This is a genomic window from Gemmata obscuriglobus (genome assembly GCF_008065095.1).
GTDB lineage: Bacteria > Planctomycetota > Planctomycetia > Gemmatales > Gemmataceae > Gemmata > Gemmata obscuriglobus.
In genome coordinates this window covers 2,243,836-2,265,959 of sequence record NZ_CP042911.1, presented here as the reverse complement: position 1 = coordinate 2,265,959, position 22,124 = coordinate 2,243,836, and the positions used below count along the sequence as shown (strand labels likewise).

At 67.7% G+C, this 22,124-nt stretch carries 17 protein-coding genes and 2 pseudogenes; 8 read left to right on the top strand and 11 right to left on the bottom strand.

Features of this window, described 5'->3' with window-relative positions:
• Positions 1 to 253: 253 nt before the first annotated feature.
• Both GobsT_RS09560 and GobsT_RS09555 read right to left on the bottom strand, forming a co-directional pair.
• Complete coding sequence (locus GobsT_RS09560) at positions 254 to 1,258, bottom strand: Kelch repeat-containing protein (RefSeq protein WP_081471972.1); 1,005 nt, start codon at positions 1,256 to 1,258, stop codon at positions 254 to 256.
• Between the two features lie 42 nt (positions 1,259 to 1,300).
• Complete coding sequence (locus tag GobsT_RS09555) at positions 1,301 to 2,269, bottom strand: DUF1559 domain-containing protein (protein WP_033199914.1); 969 nt, start codon at positions 2,267 to 2,269, stop codon at positions 1,301 to 1,303.
• 332 nt (positions 2,270 to 2,601) lie between these two features.
• Here GobsT_RS09555 and bfr point away from each other — a divergent pair, with 332 nt between their 5' ends.
• Positions 2,602 to 3,087, top strand: coding sequence for a bacterioferritin (bfr, locus tag GobsT_RS09550; RefSeq protein WP_010049679.1), 486 nt, complete (start codon positions 2,602 to 2,604; stop codon positions 3,085 to 3,087).
• On the opposite strand, the gene GobsT_RS09545 is transcribed toward bfr, so the two are convergent.
• The gene (locus GobsT_RS09545) at positions 3,045 to 3,350 is read right to left on the bottom strand and encodes a (2Fe-2S)-binding protein (protein ID WP_081471971.1); all 306 of its coding nucleotides are present in this window, start codon (positions 3,348 to 3,350) and stop codon (positions 3,045 to 3,047) included. The two genes, bfr and GobsT_RS09545, sit on opposite strands and share 43 nt — an antisense overlap.
• Positions 3,351 to 3,506: 156 nt before the next feature.
• Here GobsT_RS09545 and GobsT_RS09540 point away from each other — a divergent pair, with 156 nt between their 5' ends.
• The 3 genes from GobsT_RS09540 to GobsT_RS09530 all read left to right on the top strand — a co-directional run bounded on the left by GobsT_RS09540 (position 3,507) and on the right by GobsT_RS09530 (position 6,925).
• Positions 3,507 to 5,195, top strand: coding sequence for a sigma-54-dependent Fis family transcriptional regulator (locus tag GobsT_RS09540; RefSeq protein ID WP_081471970.1), 1,689 nt, complete (start codon positions 3,507 to 3,509; stop codon positions 5,193 to 5,195).
• 209 nt (positions 5,196 to 5,404) lie between these two features.
• Positions 5,405 to 6,442 carry a DUF1559 domain-containing protein gene (locus GobsT_RS09535; protein ID WP_010049675.1) on the top strand — a complete coding sequence of 346 codons (1,038 nt, stop codon included), beginning with the start codon at positions 5,405 to 5,407 and terminating at the stop codon, positions 6,440 to 6,442.
• Between the two features lie 72 nt (positions 6,443 to 6,514).
• The gene (locus GobsT_RS09530) at positions 6,515 to 6,925 is read left to right on the top strand and encodes a hypothetical protein (protein ID WP_148087678.1); all 411 of its coding nucleotides are present in this window, start codon (positions 6,515 to 6,517) and stop codon (positions 6,923 to 6,925) included.
• Between the two features lie 106 nt (positions 6,926 to 7,031).
• Here the strand turns inward: GobsT_RS09530 and GobsT_RS09525 are convergent, their stop codons facing one another.
• From GobsT_RS09525 to GobsT_RS09510, 5 genes and pseudogenes are all read right to left on the bottom strand, one after another.
• Positions 7,032 to 8,477 (bottom strand): glycoside hydrolase family 10-like protein, encoded by a 1,446-nt coding sequence (locus GobsT_RS09525; protein ID WP_010046417.1) that lies wholly within the window; start codon positions 8,475 to 8,477, stop codon positions 7,032 to 7,034.
• Positions 8,478 to 8,487: 10 nt separating this feature from the next.
• Positions 8,488 to 9,402, bottom strand: a pseudogene (locus GobsT_RS40995) (N-acetylglucosamine kinase); the annotation flags it as partial.
• A gap of 90 nt (positions 9,403 to 9,492) precedes the next feature.
• Positions 9,493 to 10,371 (bottom strand): annotated as a pseudogene (gene murQ, locus GobsT_RS40990) (N-acetylmuramic acid 6-phosphate etherase); the annotation flags it as partial.
• A gap of 62 nt (positions 10,372 to 10,433) precedes the next feature.
• Positions 10,434 to 11,966, bottom strand: coding sequence for a sodium:solute symporter family transporter (locus GobsT_RS09515; protein WP_010046419.1), 1,533 nt, complete (start codon positions 11,964 to 11,966; stop codon positions 10,434 to 10,436).
• Positions 11,967 to 12,004: 38 nt separating this feature from the next.
• Positions 12,005 to 13,177, bottom strand: a complete 1,173-nt coding sequence (locus GobsT_RS09510; protein WP_010046421.1) for an exo-beta-N-acetylmuramidase NamZ family protein — start codon at positions 13,175 to 13,177, stop codon at positions 12,005 to 12,007.
• Between the two features lie 158 nt (positions 13,178 to 13,335).
• Here GobsT_RS09510 and GobsT_RS09505 point away from each other — a divergent pair, with 158 nt between their 5' ends.
• Positions 13,336 to 16,806 (top strand): response regulator, encoded by a 3,471-nt coding sequence (locus GobsT_RS09505; RefSeq protein WP_010046423.1) that lies wholly within the window; start codon positions 13,336 to 13,338, stop codon positions 16,804 to 16,806.
• 13 nt (positions 16,807 to 16,819) lie between these two features.
• Here the strand turns inward: GobsT_RS09505 and GobsT_RS09500 are convergent, their stop codons facing one another.
• Positions 16,820 to 17,191: a hypothetical protein gene (locus GobsT_RS09500; RefSeq protein WP_010046424.1), complete on the bottom strand. Its 372-nt coding sequence runs from the start codon at positions 17,189 to 17,191 to the stop codon at positions 16,820 to 16,822.
• 82 nt (positions 17,192 to 17,273) lie between these two features.
• Here GobsT_RS09500 and dapF point away from each other — a divergent pair, with 82 nt between their 5' ends.
• Both dapF and GobsT_RS09490 read left to right on the top strand, forming a co-directional pair.
• Positions 17,274 to 18,116 carry a diaminopimelate epimerase gene (dapF, locus tag GobsT_RS09495; protein ID WP_010046429.1) on the top strand — a complete coding sequence of 281 codons (843 nt, stop codon included), beginning with the start codon at positions 17,274 to 17,276 and terminating at the stop codon, positions 18,114 to 18,116.
• Positions 18,113 to 19,912: a glycosyltransferase family 87 protein gene (locus tag GobsT_RS09490; protein WP_148087677.1), complete on the top strand. Its 1,800-nt coding sequence runs from the start codon at positions 18,113 to 18,115 to the stop codon at positions 19,910 to 19,912. The genes dapF and GobsT_RS09490 overlap by 4 nt, the downstream gene beginning before the upstream one ends.
• A 94-nt stretch (positions 19,913 to 20,006) precedes the next feature.
• Here the strand turns inward: GobsT_RS09490 and trpC are convergent, their stop codons facing one another.
• Positions 20,007 to 20,807 carry an indole-3-glycerol phosphate synthase TrpC gene (trpC, locus tag GobsT_RS09485; protein WP_010046434.1) on the bottom strand — a complete coding sequence of 267 codons (801 nt, stop codon included), beginning with the start codon at positions 20,805 to 20,807 and terminating at the stop codon, positions 20,007 to 20,009.
• Between the two features lie 265 nt (positions 20,808 to 21,072).
• Here trpC and GobsT_RS09480 point away from each other — a divergent pair, with 265 nt between their 5' ends.
• Positions 21,073 to 21,522 (top strand): hypothetical protein, encoded by a 450-nt coding sequence (locus GobsT_RS09480; protein WP_010048156.1) that lies wholly within the window; start codon positions 21,073 to 21,075, stop codon positions 21,520 to 21,522.
• Positions 21,523 to 21,612: 90 nt separating this feature from the next.
• Here the strand turns inward: GobsT_RS09480 and GobsT_RS09475 are convergent, their stop codons facing one another.
• Positions 21,613 to 21,978 (bottom strand): TIGR03066 family protein, encoded by a 366-nt coding sequence (locus tag GobsT_RS09475; protein WP_010048157.1) that lies wholly within the window; start codon positions 21,976 to 21,978, stop codon positions 21,613 to 21,615.
• Positions 21,979 to 22,124 lie beyond the last annotated feature (146 nt).

The following is a 22,124-nucleotide window of genomic DNA, read 5'->3' as shown; positions in this document are numbered from 1 at the left end:
CTCGCCGCGTCAGACCGCGTCGTGCTTGCTCGCACCGCGCGGCCCGCGAACCCCTCATGTACAAAACATTCATCACTTTGTTTCGGCCCGTTGCACCGTGAAACGTGTTCTGCCGAACCACGAACGGGGTAACGCTCACTCGGAACCGTAGAGCGCTCACGGCCCGGGCGATCGCAAAATGCGATCGCCCGGGCCGTGAGCGCGCAGTTCAGTTCCGCCCGTCGGCTGTTGCGGAACGGGCTCTTGGCGTTGGTCAGTTCCCACTGACCGGTTCGCCCTTCACCGCGATCGGAAGCACTTCCAGCGCGTCGACGTTGCCGCTGTTGCTGGCGCCGCCGAGCAGCACCACGTGATCCGCGCCGAGCGGCACCAGCCGGGCGACCATGCGGCCCTTTGCCGCGGTGCCGATCCGCTCCCACTTGTCCCCGGCGTCGGTGAGCCGGTACAGCGCCCCGGACGACGTGCTCATGATCAGCTTTCCGCCAGCGGTGCAAGCGGCCGGCGAGAACGCCGTCCGGTCGGTGCCGGGGAACTCCGGCCCGGTGCTCCACTTGCCGGTTTCGACATCGAACACGTCCACCTTCCGGTCGGTCCCTTCGGCGCCCAGCCCGGCGAGCACGTACACCTTGTTGCAGACCGCCGCCGCGGTCAGGGCGCGGCGCTTGAACGGCTGCGGGACCGACTTCCATTCCGGCTTCGCGCTTGCGAGGTCGAGGACCAGGGCCGTGTCGTGCCACACCGGCTTCTCGCCCTTCCCCCGCATCTGCCACCCGCCGACCACAACCAGCTTGTCACCCACCACCACGACGTCGTGCGACGAGCGGCCGGCCGGCAGCGCCGCGAGTTCTTCCCACTTGCCGGTTTTCGGGTCGAACCGGGCGCACTCCGCGAGGGAGGTGTTGTCGGACGGCTCGCCGGGGGCGTTCTTCGGCTGCATCCCGCCCACGCGGTACACCTTCCCCTTATGGGCCGCCAGGTTCACGCCCTGAAGAATGGGTCCGCCGGGCAGCTCTTCCCACTTCGTCCCGCCGTCCAGTTTGAGACGCGAGAACGTGCCCAGCACGGACGTGGTGTCGTAGCTGTGGGTCTTACCGGCGTGCCCGCCGTACACGTACACGTAGCCGTCGCACGCGATCGCGCCGAAACTCGACACCGCCTTCGGCAGCGGCGGCAGTTGCGGCGCCTTCGCCACATCGGCTCCGGCTACATGCGCAGCGCCGGTCAGTACCGCGAGGCACAGGATTGAAGCTCGCACCATCTTGCAATTCCCTTTGTGAGGCTTGTGTCTTTTGGGAGGATATTAAGGGAGCGTCGCGACTTCACCGCCGTTGCGAGAGCCGAGCGCTTTAAAGGTGTTCGCGTCGATACCGTCGCGGAGGAACTGCACGGACCCGTCGGCCATCACGAAGTTGGCCCCGCCGCCGTGCTCGCTCCGGAACGTGCCCGTGCTGGCGCCGGCGTAAGACCCGTCCCGCAGGTTCAGACCGCCGTTCGTGCCGGTCCAGTTGTAGAAGTACCCGTAGGCCCACACCGGCCCGTTCGTTGAAGGGACACCGGCGGGCTTGAAGTCGCACTCGCCCGCAAGCAGCGTGTTCGAAGCGCCGTCGGTGATCCCGACGATCGTGGTCGGCGAGTTCCCGCCCGGGTCGCGCTGCGATGGGTCGGCCGAATACTTGGCGTTGCGGATCGGCAGAACCACGCCGTCGCACGCCTTACCCACATAAGCGCCGTAGGTGGCGTCGTAACAGGTCGCCGTACCGGAGGAGAACACGTAACTCGAAGGCGCACGGTTCTCTCCCGAGCCGGCCGGCCCCAGCGCCCCGCCTTCGGTGGCGCTGGGCGGGGTCATCGACGGGCAGGTGTACGTCGGGATCTGCATCCGCTGCAACATCGCGTTGGTGTATCCGTCACCGTCACTGTCGTCGGTACTGTGACGGGGCAGCTTCGGGTTCCATCTTTTCGCGACGTTGTCTTGCTCCAGGTACGGCAAGATCAAGATCCACCCGGACACGTAACTGGCGACCTCTTCACCCGTCTGGTAGTAGCTCACCGCGTAGGGGAACTTGCTGTTGGAGTCGTGGTAGTTGTGAGTTGCCAGTCCGATCTGTTTGAGGTTGTTCTGGCACTTCATCCGCGCGGCCGCGGCGCGCACCTTCTGCACGGCCGGCAGCAGAAGCCCGATGAGAATCGCGATGATCGCGATCACCACCAACAGTTCGATCAGCGTAAAACCGGCGCGAGCGGGCGCGCGCCCTGCGGCTCGGGACATGGAAAGCTCCGTCAGCGGCATCCGGCGCTCCCTCGGTACGGGAGCGGGACGTAGGTAGGGAAACCTCTCCGGGGGTGCCGGAGAACTCACCGACCGCGTCGCGTACGGATGGACGGCAGAGAGCCGTGCCGACGGAAGCTAGCGGAACGGACTAGTTATGAGAACCAGTCTCAACAAGGCCACTATCAGCCTAAGCGGGCAAGCGTACTCGTCAAGTCGATATCGCAGAAAAACGGTACGGATTCCCCGCGCGTGATTCGCGCCGCGGCCGGCCGAAAATCGCTAAGACGATTCCGACGCCAGCTTTTCCGCACTCGCCACAAGGAGCCGTGATGAAGGGCAACCAAACGGTCATCGACGCACTCAACCGGGCGCTCACCATCGAGCTGACCGCGATCAACCAGTACTTCATTCAGTCCAGGATGTGCAAGAACTGGGGGTTCATGAAGCTCGCCCACAAGCACTACGAGGAGTCCATCGGCGAGATGAAGCACGCGGACAAGATCATCGAGCGCGTCCTGTTCCTCGACGGGACGCCCGAGATCGCCCGGTACGACGTGATCCGCGTGGGCACCGACGTGAAGGAGCAGTTCGAGTACGACCTGAAGCTCGAGACCGGCGGCGTGGTCGCTTACAACGAACTCGTGGACCTGTGCATCAAGGTGAAGGACAACGGGACGCACAAGCTCGCGCTCGAGATCCTGCACGACTCCGAGGAGCACGTGGACTGGCTCGAAACGCAACTCGGGCTGATCGAGAAGATCGGGCTGGAGCGCTACTTGGCCGAGCACATGTTCGGCGACGACGACGAGGCGTAAACGGCGAGGTACGCGTTCACCTCGCGGTGGCAGCAGTTGCACCCGGTCCCGGCCTCGGTCGCCCGGCGCACCTCTTTCACGGTGCGCAGCCCGAGTTCAACGATCGCGCTGATAAGAGTCTGCTCGGTCACCTGGAGACACCGGCACACCACCCGGTCCGGACAACTCCCCACGGCCGGGCACGTGCGACACGAACCGGTGCAATCCTCGGCCTGGTTCAGCTCCATCGGCCCGCGCCCCATGCTACTGAGATGCAATCTCATGGCATATTAGTTGCGCGCCGATCTGCCTGCAACACCGAAGGTGCGAAAAAGCCGGCGGTGCCGGTTCGCCCTGTCACTCCGGATGCCGATTTCTCAGCACTGCCCACTTCTCCGCGTTAAAATTCTGTCGTCCTACTCGCACCATCGGTTCGGCACATGACCCCACAACCGCCCTCACCGCCCCCCGCGGCCGGGAGCGGCTCTGGCCCCGACTCACCCGGCGCTCGGCTCGTTCGTGCGCCGGTCGCCGAGCGGCCGGCGGTGCTATTGGCCGTCGCTCAGGCGGTTGCGGCCCACACGGACCTCGCCGCGCTGCTCCGCGACCTGTCACAGGCGCTCGGCCCCCACCTCCCCAGGGGGTATCTCAGCTTCGCACTACTCGAGCCGCACTCGCACGCCGGCAAACTCCAGTTCCTCGAACCCGTCGGCGGCGGCCCGGCCCCGAAGTCCGCCGACACCCCGACCGAGCTGCCCGCCGGCGAGTCTCCCACCGCGCACGTGTGGGACACCCAGGAGCCGCTCTGGCTCGACGTAACAGCCGACGGCCGGTTCCCGGTACTGCGGACCGCGTTCGCCAAGCAGGGCGTGCGGTGCGCGTGCTTCGTGCCCCTCACCACCCCGCGGCGCAAGCTCGGGGCGATGGCGTTCACCAGTTACCTTCCGGTGAGCCCCGCCCCCGATGACATCAACTTCACCCTTCAGGTGGGGCGGTTGGTCGCGCTCGCGGTCGAAGGCGCGCTCACACGCCAGGAACTGGAGCGGGCCAACGCCCGGCTCGCGGCGGAGAAGCTGTACCTCGAAGAGGAGATCCGCGCCGACCGGCGGATGCACGAGGTGGTCGGCGACAGCCGGACTCTTCAGGAGGTGCTGAAGCAGGTCGAAGTGGTCGCGCCGACCGACTCCGCCGTGCTCGTCACCGGCGAAACCGGCACCGGCAAGGAACTCGTCGCACGGGCCGTCCACCGGTTGAGCGCCCGGAGCGAGCGGACGTTCGTGAAGCTGAACTGCGCCGCCATTCCCACGGGGCTGCTCGAAAGCGAACTGTTCGGGCACGAGAAGGGAGCGTTCACCGGCGCGGTGGAGCGGCGGCTCGGGCGGTTCGAACTGGCCGACGGCGGCACCCTGTTCCTTGACGAGGTCGGCGACATCCCGCAGGAACTCCAACCGAAACTACTGCGGGTGCTCCAAGAGCAGGAGTTCGAGCGGCTCGGCAGCGCCAAAACCGTTAAGGTGAACGTGCGGCTGGTTGCGGCGACGCACCGGAACCTCGCGAAACTGGTGGCGGAGGGGAAGTTCCGGTCGGACCTTTACTACCGGTTGCACGTGTTCCCGGTTCACTTACCGGCGCTGCGGGACCGGCGCGAGGACATCCCGTCGCTGGTGCGGCACTTCGTGGCGCTGTTCGCTCAGCGGTTCGGTAAGCGGATCGAAACGATCCCGGCAGAGGCGATGGCCGCGCTGGAGCGGTACGCGTGGCCGGGGAACGTGCGCGAGCTGCAACACCTCATCGAACGTGCGGTGATCCTTACGACCGGTTCGGAACTGCGTGTGCCGCTCGGTGAACTCACGCCCACAACAGCCGAGCCGCCCTCCCACCCACGGCCCGCGGTCGCACTCACGATCCCGCCAACCTCCCCCGCAGAGCCCCCGCCGCAATTCAATGCGCTCCGTGAAAGCGAGCGCGATCTGATCCGCCGGGCGCTCGACCGGTGCGGGTGGGTCATCGGCGGCCCGAACGGCGCCGCCGCGCAGCTCGGGCTGAAGCGCACTACGCTTTTGTCGCGGATGAAGAAGCTCGGGCTCACGCGAGACGGCGGCAATGTCGAAATTTCGACACCCGAGTGACGACGCGACGAAATTTCGACACCGCTCCCGACGGCTCTCCCGCTCGCTTCACGCCCTCCCCGCAATAAGTGGGCGAAAGTCTCATCACGACACAGTCCAGAGGCGTTGCTCCACTCTTCGCGCGCTGCACGTGGGCATTGGTATGCGACGTGCAATACATCTAACACTCTCTTCGTTCGTTACTCGCGTTATTACTCCCGAGGATCGTCATGTCGCGTCCGCGCCGGGGCTTTACGCTCATTGAGTTACTCGTTGTCATCGCGATCATCGCCATCTTAATTGGCTTGCTGCTGCCCGCCGTCCAGAAGGTGCGTGAAGCGGCCGCCCGGATGAAGTGCCAGAACAACCTCAAGCAAATGGGTCTGGCCGCCCACAACTACGAAAGTGCAATGTCGACCCTGCCACCCGGGAGGGGCCGGCGCCCGCTGACCCCAACCTCGGGCTACTCCCTTCCATCGGTTCAGGCCTCGATCCTGTCATACCTGGAGCAAGCGAACAAATATAACCTGTTCAACTTCGACGCAGACGTGCACTCCGCTGCGGCCAACGTTCCGGCCCAAAACCAGGACGTTCCGAGTTACCTGTGCCCGAGTGACGCGTCGAGCAAGACCTACTACTCGGCCGGTCGCTCCAACTATTTCGGCAGCATCGGGGCGGTCGCCGACCGGCGGTTGGAATCGGACAGCAAGTCCGGCATTTTCTCCTTGACCTCAGTGCCCGCCCCGCCAACGTGGCCGAAGGGTAAAACCATCACGGCGGTCTCCGACGGTACGAGCAACACGGTGATGTTTGCGGAGGTAAAGCGGGGCACAAAGGCCTTCGACGAATCGAACCAGTACGACGACACCAGCGTCCTCAACAGCGGCACCGGGGGCACCGGGTGGAACGTGTACGACGGACGGGCCGTCCCGCTCTGCGCGGCGAGCATCACGATCACCCCGTCCACGCACATTTTCAGTTGGGGCCGGAACGTCGGTCACCAGTACTACCGCGACCTCTTCACCACCTCTGTCTACTCACACACGCTGCCACCGAACTGGAACAAGAAAGTTTCCACGGGACAGAAGTACGGTTGTGGCCTCAGCAATTTGGAGGTGATGCACCTACCGGCTTCGAGCTACCACTCGGGCGGTGTGAACGTGTGCATGGCTGATGGCAGCGTCCGATTCGTTCAGGATTCAATCGACTTCGCCACGTGGCAAGGAATGGGCTCGTCCAGCGGCGGGGAAGTGCTCGCCAACTTCTGACCTCGAAATGTAACGGCGCGCTCTCAGACGGCTCGGAACTGTCGGGGCGTGCCGTTCGCGTTGGAGCAACGAATGCTGCGGTATACACCTCGGTGGATGACGGTCCTTCTTGTGTCCTCGATTCTCGCCGTAACCGGTTGCGGCGGGGGCGAATCGAAACCGACCGGGATGATCGGCCCGTCACCCGATCAAGGGCTTGAAAACCTGAAGGTGTTGTTGGAGCAATACCAGCAGGATAAGGGCCGCCCGCCGGCCAAGATGGACGAGATTATGTACCTAGAGCCGTCTTACCCTGCCGGTGTTCGAGGGTTGGTTACCGAAACCTACGTCCTCATTTGGGGCGCGAAACTCCAGCCCGGGAGCACGGGTGTTGTCGCTCACGAGAAAGCGGCCGCGGAAAAGGGTGGGGTCGTCTTGCTTCAGGACGGCACTGTCAAGCAAATGACCGCCGCCGAGTTCAAAGCCGCTCCCAAAGCGAAATAACGATAAGCCGCCAACGAAGCGAGCCGCCGGGGTTCCTCCCGGCGGCTCGCTTCGTTGACGGTGAGCCTCAATCAGAAAACTGCCGCGACAACCAATTCCGTGCCGGCTACTTCACCTCGACCGGCTCGCTCTCACGTCCGATCCGGTCCAGCGCCGTAACCACGATCCTTCCCGTCTCGGGCACTGCAATCGCACCAGACGCGTCAGAAACGCTCACGGCCCACCGATCGCCCGTTTGGGCACGCACGGCCACGAATCGCGTTCCTGGGGCCGTTTTCACGCGAAGAACGGCCTTCCCGCCAGTCACCTCCCGAACCGCCTCCGGCTTCGCGGGCGGCTCCCCTTGGCTGAGCCAGTTGGACGCGGGCACCAAGGCCGGTTCGGCGTAGACCTGCTTCAGTTCGTCCGCAATGCCGCCGGTGTTGCGCACCAGGGCTTTCGCACTGAAGTGAACCGCGCCGTCGGTGTCGCTGCGCTGACGAGTCACCGCGATCTGGTCGGCGATCTCCTTCGCGTTCCACCCCTTCGCGGCGCCGGTCACGCGGCTGGTGTACAACCCGGGCCACAGGTGCCGCTTCTTCGTGTTCTCACCCGCCCACCAGTCCAGCAGCTTCGGGAAGCTCTGCTTCTCCTGAGCGATCGGCCAGTAGAGTTGCGGCGTGAAGTAATCGACCCAGCCCTCGTTGAACCACAGTTTCGCGTCGGCGTACAGTTCGGCGTACTGGTCCAACCCTGCGATGCCCGCGGGGTGCCCCGGGCGCCAGATGCCGAACGGGCTGATGCCCACCTTCACCCACGGCTTCGCCTTCTTGGTCTCCTCATACATCCGGCGGACGAACACGTTCACCGCGTCGCGGCGCCAGTCGTCGCGGGACAGCTTGCCGCCCTGCTTCTGGTATGCCTCCCAGGTGTCGTCGTCGGGGAACGGGATCACCTTCCCGTCGGTGCCCTTTTCCTTGTACGGGTAGAAGTAATCGTCGATGTGGATGCCGTCGATGTCGTACCGCTTCACCACGTCCAGGAACACGCGGAGCGAGTGCTCCTGCACCTCGGGGTTCGTGGGGTTCATCCAGGCGTGCGTGCCGTAGGGCTTCGCGAGGTCCGGCCGCTTCCTGGTCAGGTGATCGGCCGGTGCCGGGGACTTCGCCGACGGATGGCGTGCCCGGTACGGGTTGAACCACGCGTGCAGTTCCAGCCCCCGCTTGTGCGCCTCGGTCACCGCGAACGCGAGCGGGTCGTACCCGGGCGCCTTCCCGATCTGGCCCGTCAGGTACTCGCTCCACGGCTCCAGTTCCGAGGCGTAGAGCGCGTCGGCCATCGGCCGCACCTGGAAGATGACCGCGTTGAGCTTCAGTTCGACCGCGTTATCGAGGATCGCGAGCAGCTCTTTTTTCTGCTGGTCGGCGGGCAGCCCGGGCTTGCTGGGCCAGTCGATGTTCGAGACGGTGGCGACCCAGACCGCGCGGAACTCGCGTTTCAGAGCGGGCGGGTCCGCGGCGCGCACGGGCGCGCAGAGGCCCAGGGCCGTGAGCCCGAGGAGCAATCGCAGCATGAAGCACCTTTTAGGAGACGCGAACCGATCGGCCGAAGGCCCGGCGGACGGCCCCTTCGGCCGGTTCGCGAACGAATGACAGCGGATCGGCGGTGAGCCCGCGGTCCGCGAGCGCGGCGCGGAAGCGCTCGCGGTAGCAGCCCGCGCCGAACACCCCGCCGGCGAGGGCGACCGGGAAGGACGCGCCGAAGCCCAGCGCTTTGGCGGCAGCAGCGGCGGCGGCGGCGAGTTCGCCCGCGGCCTCGCGCACGATGTGATCGGCGGCCGGGTCGCCCTCTTCGGCAACGTCGAGCACCACCGGGGCGAGTGCCGCGAGCGCCGCCCGGTCGCACCCGCGGTACACGAACTCGACCAGCTCTTGGGGCCGCGCCAGTTTCAGCGCCGCGAGCAGCCGCTCCGTCAGCGGCGTGGGCGCGATACGGCCGTCGGCCGCGCGGACCGCGGCGCGGAGCCCGGCGAGCGCCAGCGAGTATCCACTCCCCTCGTCGCCGAGCAGCGGCCCCCACCCGCCGGCGCGGGTCGTTGTGCCGTCGGCGCGGCGGCCGTAAGCCATCGAGCCCGTCCCCGCGACCACCGCGACGCCGACCCCGTCGGGGGTCCCGGCGGCCAGCAGCAGGGCCGCGTCTTCGACCACCTCGACGGCCGCCGAGAGCCGCACGCGGGCGGCCCACTCCCGCACGATTTCCTGGTCGCCGGGGCGTCCGGCGCCGGCCAGCCCGAGGCACGCCGCGCGCACCGAGGCGCGCGGCAGGTGCGCCGCGGCGAACGCCTTTGTGGTGGCCTCGTTGAGCGCCGCCAGGGCCGCGTCCGTGCCCACCGCGTGCCGGTTCGACGGCCCGGCCTCGCCGCGCCCGAGCAGTCTCCAGCCGCCCTCGGCGCCGGCGTCCGGCACCGCGAGGAGTGCCACCGTACCCGTGCCGCCGCCGTCGATCCCAAGAACCACGTTCTCTGGAGCGGCCTTGGCGTGACCGTTCTTGTGGTGGTGCCCGTTTTTGCCGTTGGTGCCGTTGGTCGTGATGGCGGCCCGCACGAGGCCGTTCGTGCGTTGAAGCCGGTCACGCGCGTCATCGGCCGAAACGCCCGCGAGCTGAGCAACCAGAGCGGTCTTCAGCTCGCGCCCGCACGTCTCCAGCAAGCGGTCGGCGGCGGTGTGGTCCAGCCCCGTCGCCTCCCGAACGATGCGGTTGGTCCGCACCCGGAGCTTTTCGTTGGTGGCGCGAACGTCCACCATCAGGTTGCCGTAAGTCTTGCCCAGTTTGACCATTGCGCCGGTGCTGAGGACGTTGAGCACGAGCTTGGTCGCGGTCCCGGCCTTCAGCCGCGTCGACCCGCTGAGCACCTCCGGGCCGACCACCGGTGTGATCGCAAGATCCACGCGAGAAATGATTTCCGCCCCCGGGTTGCACGACAACCCGATGGTGAACGCGCCAACCGAGCGGGCGTAATCGACCGCGGAAAGCACGTAGGGGGTGCGACCGCTCGTCGCGATCCCGACGAGCACGTCGGCCGCCGAAAGCGCGATGCCCTTGAGGTCCGTGACGCCGAACTCGGGGTTATCTTCGGCCCCCTCAATGGCCCGCGTCAGCGCGCCGGAGCCGCCCGCAATCAGTCCAACTACCAGCCCCGGAGGCACGTTGAACGTCGGCGGGCACTCGCTGGCGTCGAGTACGCCGAGTCGACCGGACGTGCCCGCCCCGATGTAGACGAGCCGCCCACCGGCCCGGAGCCGGCCGGCGATGACTTCGACACCACGCGCCAGGGCTTCGGCCTGCGACGCCACCGCCGGAACGACCGCCGCGTCCTCGCCGAGCATCAGCCGCACGAACTGAAGTGATGAAATCTCATCGAGTTCGGTCGACGCCGGGTTGCGCGCTTCGGTTTGCAGGTGGTCCATGGAAATTCGCCGACCTCCGGGTCGCGTCGTCGGACTGATGGTAGCTGTCGAAGTGAACCCGGCTATGCAACGGACGTGCCGCGTTTGCGGCGCCAGGTGACACAGTACGCGATCACTTGCAACGCGAGCGCGACCAGCACCGTCGTTCCAGCACCGATCGGGGCGAACCACGGCCACGCGATCAGCGCCCCCTTATAGAAGGAGGGCACCGGCAGGTCCGCAGTTATTCCGGACGACGGGAGCCACACCGCAAACACCGTTGCAAAACCGCACACCAGACCCGTCAGTGCGGCCCAGGATTGAACAAACCGTTTTGTACTACCCAGAAGGAACAATCCGAGTAGGAGTCCGGTCGTGAACCCGGCGACCGCGAGCACCTGCTCGACCACGCTCTTGTTCCCGCCCGCCTTGTACGCGCCGTAAGCCACTCCCATCTGCGCCAGCCCCCACGCCGCGGTCATCACACGCGAAAGCAGCACGTAGTGCCCTTCCCCCCGGTTCGGCCGCAGCGGCCGGTAGAAGTCGGTCACCACCGCGTTCGCCGAGCTGTTCAGCGACGACGACAGCGTGGACATCGCCGCGGCCAGCACCGCGGCGACCAGCACCCCGACCACGCCGGTCGGGAGCTTCGTCACGATGAACAGCCCGAACACCTCGTCGTTCCGCTTCCCGGCGGCCTCCGGGAACTGTCCGCCCTCTAACAACAGGTACATCCCGACGCCGACCGCGAGAAACAGCAGGAACTGGGCGAGCACCACGAACCCGCTCAGCACCAGCGCGAGCCGGGCCTGCCCGAGCGACTTCGCGCACAGGTAGCGCTGGACCATGAGTTGGTCGGCGCCGTGGCTGGCCATCGAGAACACCGCCCCGCCGATTACCCCGGCCCAGATGTTCAGGGCAACGGTGGGCCGGAACTCCGCGTCGATGAGCCGGAACTTCCCAACGGCCTCCCCTTCGGTCAGGAACTGGTCCCACCCGCCCGGCAGGAGCTTCAGCACGAACACGCCCGCGAGGACCGCCCCGGCGATCTTGATGATGAACTGGATCAGGTCGGTCCAAATGACGGCCTTCATGCCGCCGAGGTAGGTGTAAACGATCGTGACCACGCCCACAACAATAATCGCCGGCGTCACCCCGCCGAGCACGAACTGGAGCAGCAGCGCGGTGAGGAAGATGCGGAGCCCGTCCGCAACGGTCCGGGTGAGGAGGAACAGCCCGCTGGCCACCCGCTGCACGGACGGGTCGAACCGCTCCTTGAGCACCTGGTACGCGCTAAAAAGCTCGCCGTTCATGTACTGCGGCAGCAGCAGCCACGCGACCAGGCACCGCCCGATGATGTACCCGAACGACAACTGCAGGAAGGTGAAGTTCCCGCCCGCGGGGTTGAACGACAGACCGGGGACGCTCAGGAACGTGACGGCACTCGTCTCGGTGGCGACGATGGACACGAGCACCATGAACCAGCCGATATTGCGCCCGCCGACGAAGTAGGTGCGCAGGTCCTTCTGCGCGCGGGTGAACCACACGCCGAGGAGCGTCATCCCGAGGACGTACACCCCGACGATAGCGAGATCGAGCGGTAAGAGTTGCGGCATGAGGAGTGGTCCGGCGGAAAAGCAGTAGAGCGGTCTGATCAGTAGAGCAAGGACGGCTCCCGCACCTGGCGGAAGTCGGCCTCTTCGGCGTCCCACGCGCTCGCGACCTGGCGCCACGAGGCGCCGGCTTCGAGCGCGAGCCGTTCACGGTCGCTGCCGAACAGCAGGTCGATCGCGGGGCGGTCCGAAACGAATTCGTATTCCTCGGTCCGCCATGCGAACCGCGTGCCGGACAGCGCACACATTACCGCGAGAACCGCCAACCCTGTTCGGACCGGTAAAAAGTTCGCGCGGTCGGTGACGTGGAGCTGAACGCCGCCGCAGTCCTGCCCCGCGAACTTCTGAAATGTGGGCCGGAACCACGCGGGGCGGAACCGCACCCCGGGCAGGCGCTCGGCCTCCAGGCGCCGGGCCAGTTCCGCCCCGTCGAGCCACGGCGCGCCGACCAACTCGAACGGCCGCGTCGTCCCGCGCCCTTCGGACAGGTTGGTCCCCTCGATCAGGCACAGCCCCGGGTAAACGGTCGCGGTGTCGGGGGTGGGCATGTTCGGCGACGGAAGCACCCACGGTAGGCCCGTCCGTTCGAACTCCAGGTCGCGCCCCCAGCCCTCACACGGAATCACTTCGAGCTGAACGTTCGGCACCCGGTGCTTTTGATAGAAGAGTGCGAGTTCGCCCATCGTGAGCCCGTGCCGCGTGGCAATGTTGTGCGGCCCGACGAAGCTCTCGAACCCCGCGCGCAGCGCGGGACCTTCCACCGCGAGCCCGCCGAGCGGGTTCGGCCGGTCCAGCACCACCACCGCCACGCCGCTCTCCGCGCACGCCTCCAGGCAGTAGAGCATCGTCGCCTGAAACGTGTAGTACCGCGTCCCGATGTCCTGAAGGTCGATGACCAGCACGTCGAGCCCGCGGAGCTGTTCGGCGGTCGGCTTGAGGCTCTCGAAGGTGCTCCCGTAAAGGCTGTGGACGCGCAGCGCGCCGGCGTCCGCGTGCCCGACGCCGATGAGGTCTTGCGCGGTGCCGTGGAACCCGTGCTCCGGGCCAAACAGCGCGCGGAGTTCAACGCCGGGCGCCCCCGCTAGAAGTTCCGCAGCGTGCCGCAGCCGGACATCCACCGACGCCGGGTGGCACACGAGCCCGACCCGGCGGTCGCGGAGCGGGGCGAAATCGGAGGCGCAGAGAAGGTCGAGGCCACTCCGGACGACCGGCATCGTGGGGCTCCCATCGGGTCGGGACGAGTTGCCGTTGTAACGAATTTCCGGCCCCGCGACCGCCGGCCCGTTCGTTGCCCCGAACGCGGCGCGGCACTACATTCCCCCAACGCCCCACGGCGCCGAGCGGCGCAAGAATCTTACAGAGGCACACAGATATGCCCAACAGCGCCGCAAACGGTCGGCCGGAGCGGTTCGGGGGCGATGTCGGGCTGTCCGCCGGACTCGGCACCGTAGTGCTCTTCTTCGTGATCAGCGGGGCGATCTCCTACCTCAACACGCGCACGCTCAGCCGCGGCATGGAACGGGTGGCCCGCACGCACGACACCATCACGACCCTTGAGGACGTGATGTCGCTGCTGAAGGACGCCGAAACCGGGCAGCGCGGATTCGTTCTCACCGGCGACGAGCGGTACCTGGCGCCGCACACCGCGGCGGTCGGCAACATCTACACGCGGCTGCAAGACCTCGAGCGGCTCACCGCCGACAACCCGGAACAGGCGGCCCGCGTCCCCGCGATCAAGGAGCACGCGCGCACCAAAATTCGGGAACTCGAAGAGACCATCGTCGTGCGCCGCACCAAAGGGTTCGAGGCCGCCCGCGCGGCTGTCGAGACCGACCGCGGGAAGAACGCGATGGACAGCGTCCGGGCACAGGTCGAAGCAATGGAGCAGACCGAGCGCGAGGTGCGCAAGGAGCGGCTCGCGGCGGCCGGGTCCGCGTACACCGTCACCGTCGTCAGCGGGGTGCTGAGCGGGGTCCTCGGTGTGGCGCTGTCCGGCGTCGTCGGGTATCTGGTGCGGCGGTCGGTGCGGGCCGGGCGCCGGCAGGAGTGGCTGCTCGCGGGCCAGACCGGGCTGTCGCAGGCGCTGGTCGGCGACCGGGCGCTCGACGTCCTCGGCGAGCGGGCGCTGGCGTTCCTCGCGGAATACCTGGGCGCGCACGCCGGGGCGTTCTTCGCGAAGGACGGCGGCACGTTCCGCCGCGTCGCGACCTACGGGGTCCCGGCGGGCGGCGCGCCGGACCGGATCGGCCCCGACGACGGGCTGGCCGGGCAGGCGATCAAGGCCGGCCGGTCGTTCCTGCTGCGCGACCTCCCGGCGGGCTACCTGACGGTCGGCTCGGCGCTCGGGCGCGGCACCCCCGAGCACCTCGCCGTGGTCCCGCTGACGGAAGACGGCGCGGTCAACGCGGTGATCGAGCTGGGGTTCGTCCGCGCGCCGCGGGGCGATGCCGCCGAACTGCTCGACCGCGTCGCCGAGGACGTGGGGCTGGCAGTCCGGTCCGCGAACTACCGCGCCCACCTGAAGGACCTGTTGGAGGAGACGCAGCGCCAGAGCGAGGAGCTGCAGGCCCAGACCGAGGAGCTGCGCGTCTCGAACGAGGAGCTGGACGAGCAGGGCCGCGCGCTGCGCGAGACGCAGACCCGGCTCGAGCAGCAGCAGACCGAGTTGGAGCAAACGAACGTCCAACTGGAGGAGCAGACGCAACTGATGGAGGCGCAGCGCGACGAGGCGACCCGGGCCAAGAGCGAGCTGCAGGTCCAGGCCCGCGAGCTGGAGCGGGCCAGCCGGTACAAGTCCGACTTCCTGGCCAACATGTCGCACGAGTTGCGGACCCCGCTGAACTCGTCGCTGATCCTCGCGAAGCTGCTGGCCGACAACCGCGACGGGAACCTGACCGCCGAGCAGGTGCGGTACGCGGAGACCATCCGGGCCGCCGGCAACGACCTGCTGGCGCTCATCAACGACATCCTGGACCTGTCCAAAATCGAGGCCGGGCACATGGAGGTGCGGCCCGGCCCGGTGCCGCTCGCGAGCCTCGCCGAGGACCTCACCCGGGTGTTCCAGCCGATCGCGGACGAGAAGAAGCTCGGGTTCGCCGTCCGGCTCGCCCCGGGGTGCCCGGAGGGGATCGAGACGGACCGGCAGCGGCTCGAACAGGTGCTCAAGAACCTGCTGTCGAACGCGCTCAAGTTCACCGAGTCCGGGGAGGTGGCGCTGGAGGCCAGCGCGGCCCCCGGGGACCGGATCGCGTTCGCGGTGCGCGACACCGGGATCGGGATCGCGGAGCACCAGCAGCAGATGGTGTTCGAGGCGTTCCGTCAGGCGGACGGGACCACCAACCGCAAGCACGGGGGCACCGGCCTGGGGCTGTCGATCGCCCGCGAACTGGCCCGGCTGCTGGGCGGCGACATCCACCTGGCGAGCGAGCCCGGGCGCGGCAGCACGTTCACCGTGACCATCCCGACAACGTACAACCCGGCCCACGTGCGGCCCCGCGCCGAAGCGCCCGCCGCCCCGCCCGCACCCGCGCCGAGGCTCACGGTTCCGCCCTACACGCCGGCGGCGGTCGCGGGCCAGCCCCCGGCCCCGGCGGCGCCCGCCCGCGTGCCCGCCGCGCGGCGGGTCGAGGACGACCGCGAGAAGCTGTCCGGCGACCGCAGGGTAATCCTCATCGTGGAAGACGACGCGCCGTTCGCGCGGATCGTGGTGGACCTCGCGCACGAACTCGGGTTCCAGTGCCTCGTCGCCGCCACCGCCGAGGAGGGGCTCGCGGTCGCCGTCCAGTACCGCCCCAGCGCGGTGGTGCTGGACGTGGGGCTGCCCGACAACTCCGGGCTGTCGGTGCTGGACCGGCTGAAGCGCGACGCGCGCACCCGGCACGTCCCGGTCCACGTCGTCTCCGCGGGGGACTACGCGCAAACCGCCCTGGCGCTGGGCGCGGTCGGGTACATGCTCAAGCCGGTGCAGCGGGAGCAGCTCGCGGGCGCGCTCCAGCAACTGGAAACGCGGCTCGAGCGCCGGCTCCGCCGCGTGCTCATCGTGGAAGACGACCCGGTCCAGCGCGACAGCCTGTGCCGGCTGCTCGGCACCGCCGACGTGGAAACCGTCGCCGTCGGCACCGCGGCCGAGTGTCTGGAGCGGCTCAAGACCGCCACGTTCGACTGCATGGTGCTGGACCTGTCGCTCCCGGACGCGTCCGGGTACGCCCTGCTGGAGACCCTCAGCGCGGAAGACGCCTACTCGTTCCCGCCGGTCATCGTGTACACGGGCCGGAGCCTGTCCGCCGACGAGGAGCAGAAGCTCCGCAAGTACTCGAAGTCGATCATCATCAAGGGCGCGAAATCCCCCGAGCGGCTGCTGGACGAGGTGACCCTGTTCCTGCACCAGGTGGTGTCGGAGCTGCCCTCCGAGCAGCAGCGGATGCTGGAACAGGCCCGGAACCGCGACGCCGCCCTGGAGGGCCGGCGCATCCTGGTGGTGGAAGACGACGTGCGGAACGTGTTCGCCCTCACGAGCATCCTGGAGCCCCGGGGCGCGATCGTGCAGATCGCGCGGAACGGCCTGGAAGCGCTCCGGGCGCTCGACGGCTCTGCCGGCCACCCGGACCGGTCCATCGACCTGGTGCTGATGGACGTGATGATGCCCGAGATGGACGGCCTCACCGCGACCCGCGAGCTGCGCAAAAAGCCCGCGTGGAAGAAGTTGCCCGTCATCATGCTCACCGCGAAGGCGATGAAAGACGACCAGGAGCAGTGCCTGGCGGCCGGGGCGAACGACTACATGGCCAAGCCGCTCGACGTGGAGAAGTTGCTCTCGCTGGTCCGCGTGTGGATGCCGCGGTGACCGCGGTCGCGCGTCAAAACGGAATGGTGTCGTGTCGCGCAGGCGGAACCGGCGGAGCGGGCGGGGCAGGCGGGCGGCCGCGGCGGGGCAGCCGCCCCTTCCGAATCAGCGCCGCCAGCCCCGTGACGTGCTTGCAGTACCCCCACCGCAGAAAACCCAGGCACTCGCACGACGTGTCCTCGGGCCGCCCGACGCGGACGTGGTACAGTTCCCCCTGCCCGAGCCGGTGAACCGCGAACCCGCGCCCGCCGATGTCGCACCGGATCTCGCAAAAGGTGTAGAACTGGGACGCACCGTTCAGCGCGATGCAGAAGACGCCGATCCCGTCCGCGTTCGGCGGGTACACCAGGCGCACGGTCCGGGCGGGTGGCGTCGCGTTCCCCATGAGGCAATTCTAAACGCGCGGCCGCCTGTTCGGCGCGTCCGCGGCGGTTACAATTGTTGAAATCCACGGGAGAACGCGCGGTATGCAGTTCACGAAGATGCACGGCCTCGGCAACGACTACGTGTACGTCGATTGCGTGCGCCAGAAGCCCCCCGCCGACCCCGCCGCGCTCGCGCGGGCGGTCAGCGACCGGCACTTCGGTATCGGGTCCGACGGCCTCATCCTGATCTGCCCGAGCGAAAAAGCCGACGCCCGGATGCGGATGTTCAACGCGGACGGGTCCGAGTCCGAGATGTGCGGCAACGGGGTCCGGTGCGTGGCGAAGTTCGTCCACGACCGCGGCATCGCGACGAAGCCGCGTCTGAAGATCGAAACCGGGCGCGGGGTGCTCACCCTCGACCTCGAAGTACGAGCCGGCAAGGCCGAGCGCGTGCGCGTGAACATGGGCGAGCCGATTCTGGAGAGCGCGAAGATCCCGACGACGCTCCCGGGCGCCCCGCCGGTGAACGCGAAGCTGGTGTGCGCCGCCCCCACGCCGTGGGAGGTGACGTGCGTGTCCATGGGGAACCCGCACGCCGTGATTTACTGCGACGACGTCGCGAAGGTCGAACTCGAGCAGGTCGGCCCCAAGCTGGAACACGCGCCGGAGTTCCCGCGCCGGATCAACGTCCACTTCGTTCAGGTCCATTCGCCCAACGAGGTCACGATGCGCACGTGGGAGCGCGGGAGCGGCGTCACGCTCGCGTGCGGCACCGGGGCGTGTTCGGTGTGTGTCGCCGGGGTGCTGACCCACCGGACCGGCCGCAAGCTGCTCGCGCACCTGCCCGGCGGCGACCTGGAACTGGAGTGGTCGGAAACCGACAACTGCGTCTACATGACCGGTCCGGCCACCGAAGTGTTCACCGGCGAGTGGCCGACCGCGTGAACCTCTCCTCCCCCCCGCCCGCTCCCGATTACGTCATCCCGGCGCGGTTCTGGGCGTGGCTCGGCACGCCGCGGGCCGTTTCCGGGCTGCTGTGGCTCGCGGCGCTCGTGTCCGCCGGCGTCATCGCGTACCGCGCGTACACGTGGTTCGACGACTCCCCCCTGCTGCCGACCGAGCGGCACCGGGGCGACGGTAACGGCGGACACGCGCAGATCGACTTCGGCGGCCAGTGGCTCATGGGCCGGATGCTCGTCACCGGGCACGGTCAGGAGTTGTACCACCGCCAGCGCCAGTGGGAAGTGTTGCGCGAGGGCTACCCCGAACGGGCCGAAACCCCGCTTCAGCGGGTCGGCCCGCGGACCGATCACTACCTCATCACCGCGCCCCGCCCGGGGGAGCACTTCGCGCACGACGCCGACAACCTGATGGGTTGGTTCATGGGGACCGACAACGACCCCGTGCGCGAGTGGCGGATCTCGGGCGGGGCCGGTGTGGCACCGCTGCCAGTGCCGTGCGGCGACCAGTTCACCGGGGTCGCGCTCGCGGCGCACGCCGACGCGCAGGCCACGAGCGAACTCGTAACGACGGTCCAGAAGCCGTCGATCGGCGGCCCCCTGTACCCGCCGGTCCACGCGCTCTTCTACGCCCCGCTCGGGCTGATCGATGACCCGCAGCGCGCGTATCGGGTGCTCCAGGGGTTCAGTGTCCTCGTGGTGTTCGCGGCCGGGTTGGCCGTGAATCTGCTCACCCGCGGCCGCATCTGGTGGTCGGCCGCGACCCTGGGGCTGCTGCTGTTCCCCGGCACGCGCGGGGCCGTCGACCTGGGACAGAACCCGGCGCTGTCGCTCTGCATTGTGCTGTGGGGCTGGGTGCTGGCGACCCGCGGGCGCCCGGTGGCGGGCGGGATGGTGTGGGGGCTGTTCGCGTTCAAGCCGGTGTGGGGGCTGGCGTTCTTCCTCGTCCCCCTGCTGCTGCGGCAGTGGCGGTTCTGCGCCGCGATGGTGCTGACCGGGGCGGCACTCGGCGCGCTGACGCTCCCGTTCGTCGGGTTGCACAGTTGGTTCGACTGGCTGGAAGTGGGCAAGGAGGCGACCGAACTCTACAAGGTGAACGAAAACTGGATTCACCTGAGCCGCGACCTCCAAGGCATCCCCCGGCGCATCCTGCACGACTTCACCTTACCCGAAAAGGAGCGCGACAAGCCACTAACGAACAGGCTAGCGTGGGGCTTGTGGGGCGTGGTGTTCGGGGGCACGGTACTCGTTTATCTGCGCCGCGGCGACCGCACGAAGCTGACCGGACTGAGCGCCGGGATGCTGTTCCTGGGCGCGTACCTGACGTGCTTCCACTTCATGTACTACGACGTGCTGCTGTCCGCGGTGCCGCTGGTGCTGCTGCTCGCCGACCCGCGGCGTCACTTCCGCACGTCCACGTTCGAGATCACGCCGGCCCCAAGCGAGCCGCCACTCCCACCCGACAGCCGCGGGTTACCCTCTGCGGGCAGGGAACCCGCGATGTTCGGTGCGCGAATGCTGGGGTACGTGAACTCGTTCCCGCTGACGGCGTTGGCGCTGTTGTACCTGATCGAGAACTCGTTGAGCGGACTGGACCTGAATGCGACGGTGGGGGTGGGCTTCTTCGCATCCCCCGCAGCCGACGCGACGACCCTGAGCACCCCGCAGGTGAAAGTCAACACGGGGATCCGCTCGCCGCTCGACACGTACGTGCTACTTGCGTTGTGGGGTTGGTGTGCGTGGCGAGTTGCACGGTGGGATGAGACTTCGGACGGTCCGTAGGACGACACACGTTCGTGCGCCCGCCGCGGCCGTTCACTTCAGGCCGCACAGGTCGGCGTACCTGTGCGGCCACGAGCATTGGAAACAGCCGGGATCAGCCCGCCGTCCCGCCCCGCAGAGCGTCGAGTGCCGCGCCGATGTCGCTGGCGCGCATCAGCGACTCGCCCACCAGCACCGCCCGCGCCCCGGCAGCCCCCAGGCGTACCAGATCGGCGTGCGTCTTGATGCCGCTCTCGCTCACCACGACGCGGTCCACCGGGATTTGCGTCAACAGGTCGAGGGTGTGTTCCAGGCGCGTCTCGAACGTGCGCAGGTCGCGGTTGTTGATGCCGATGATCGCGGCGCCCGAGTCGATCACCCGCGACACCTGATCCGCGTCGTGCAGTTCGACCAGCGTGTGCAACCCGAGCGCAACGGCTTCCTTCTGAAGCTGCGCAAGTTGATTCCCCGGCAGGCACTCCGCGATCAACAGCACCGCATCCGCGCCCGCGCACCGAGCTTCGAGCAGTTGGTAACGGTCGATGATGAAGTCCTTCCGCAGCACCGGGCACTTCACCGCGGCCTTCACGGCGGTGAGATACTCAAGGCTGCCCTGGAAGTATTCCACATCGGTGAGAACGCTGATCGCGGCGGCGCCGTGTTCTTCGTAGGTGGTGGCGATGCGCACCGGATCGAAGTCGGCCCGGATCACACCCGCGGACGGCGACGCCTTCTTCACCTCCGCGATGAGGGTAATCATCCCGAGGCGCCGGATCGCGCTTTTGAAGTCGCGAGTCGGGGCCGCGTCGTCGGCCCGGCGCGCGAGTTCGCCCTCCGGCACGGCCGCTCTCGCGGTCTCGACCTCGCGGCGCTTGGTTTCGACGATGCGGTCGAGAATGGTCGGCTTCGGGTTCATCGGTCTTCGGTGTCCGGTGGGCGCGTGAGTTGGCATTTTACGACCCGCCCCCGACGGCGGGAATCGAACCCGCTCCGGCGGTTGTGGAGGCCGGCACGCGATCTGGTACCGCACCGGTACCAGATCGCGTGCCGGCCAGGCTCGGCCACAGCTTCCCAAAACCGAACGACCGGCCATACATCCAACTAAAACTGTAACGTCATAAAATCCGAACCTCGGGCGGACTCGTCGGGAGGGTGTCGCCTGTCCCTTCAAAGGGTCACCCATGCTCTTTACGCTCGCCGCTTTGCTCGTCGCCGCCGACCCCGTCCCGCCGTCCGCCCCGATCTTCAAACTTATCGGAACGGAACGTGTCGGTGAGCGGTATCGTCTGACGTTCGAGGTAACCAACCCGAACGCCGATCCGATGCCCTACTTCGGGTATACCGCCGACTCGTTTCAACCGAAGATTCCCGACGGGCAAATCTGTCCGCTGTACCAAATACAGTTGCGCGACGAGAAGGAGTGGAAGTCTCATCAACCCGGGTGGTGCAAAACCGGAGTTGGCCCGGTGTCGATCCCGGCCAAGGGAACGGTGACGTTCGAAGCACACGTGCCCGCCGACGGGTGGCGCGAAGTGCGGGTCGGGCTGAGGTGGTCCGAGAACCCCAAGGCGAAGTCACAGACGGCGTGGAGCAGCGCCGTCGACCGCAAGGACATCAAGGCCGGGAAGTGAGCGCGCAAAAAGAACCGGCCACGATTAACGAGGTGTCGCCCATTCACCTCGGCGATCGCGGCCGGAGGGAACGATCCATCCGTCTACGGACTACTTCTTCTCCACCCGCTTCCACGTCACCCGGTTCTTCGGCCCCATCGCCGACACGAGCCCGCCGTCCTTGTACTGGTACCACCCACCAAGGGTCGACCCGCCGCTCGCGGCCTTGTAGGTGACCTTTCCGGCCGCGTCGACCGTGTACGTCCCGTCCGCCATCACCCACTTCCCGTTCTCCGAGCGGAACGGCACCCCGATCGTCCCGTCCGCGCGGATCTCTAGCGGCACCCGGTCCTTGTCCGCCGTCTCCCACTTACCGACCACCGCGGTCTTCACGTCCTCGGCCTTCTTCGGCTCGTCCGCCCGCCCCCACCCGCCGAACGCCACCGCCGCCACGACCATCGCCCACCGCGCCGCCATAAGAGCCTCCCGGAAAGTGGAACCGGACACTCAGAAGACGGCCGAGGCGCCGGGACGGATGTGCGGTACCGCAGGATTTCCGGCACACGACGGGCTGGGGCGACGTGACGCAGTGGCTCACACTCGGGACGCTGCACGAATTGGGT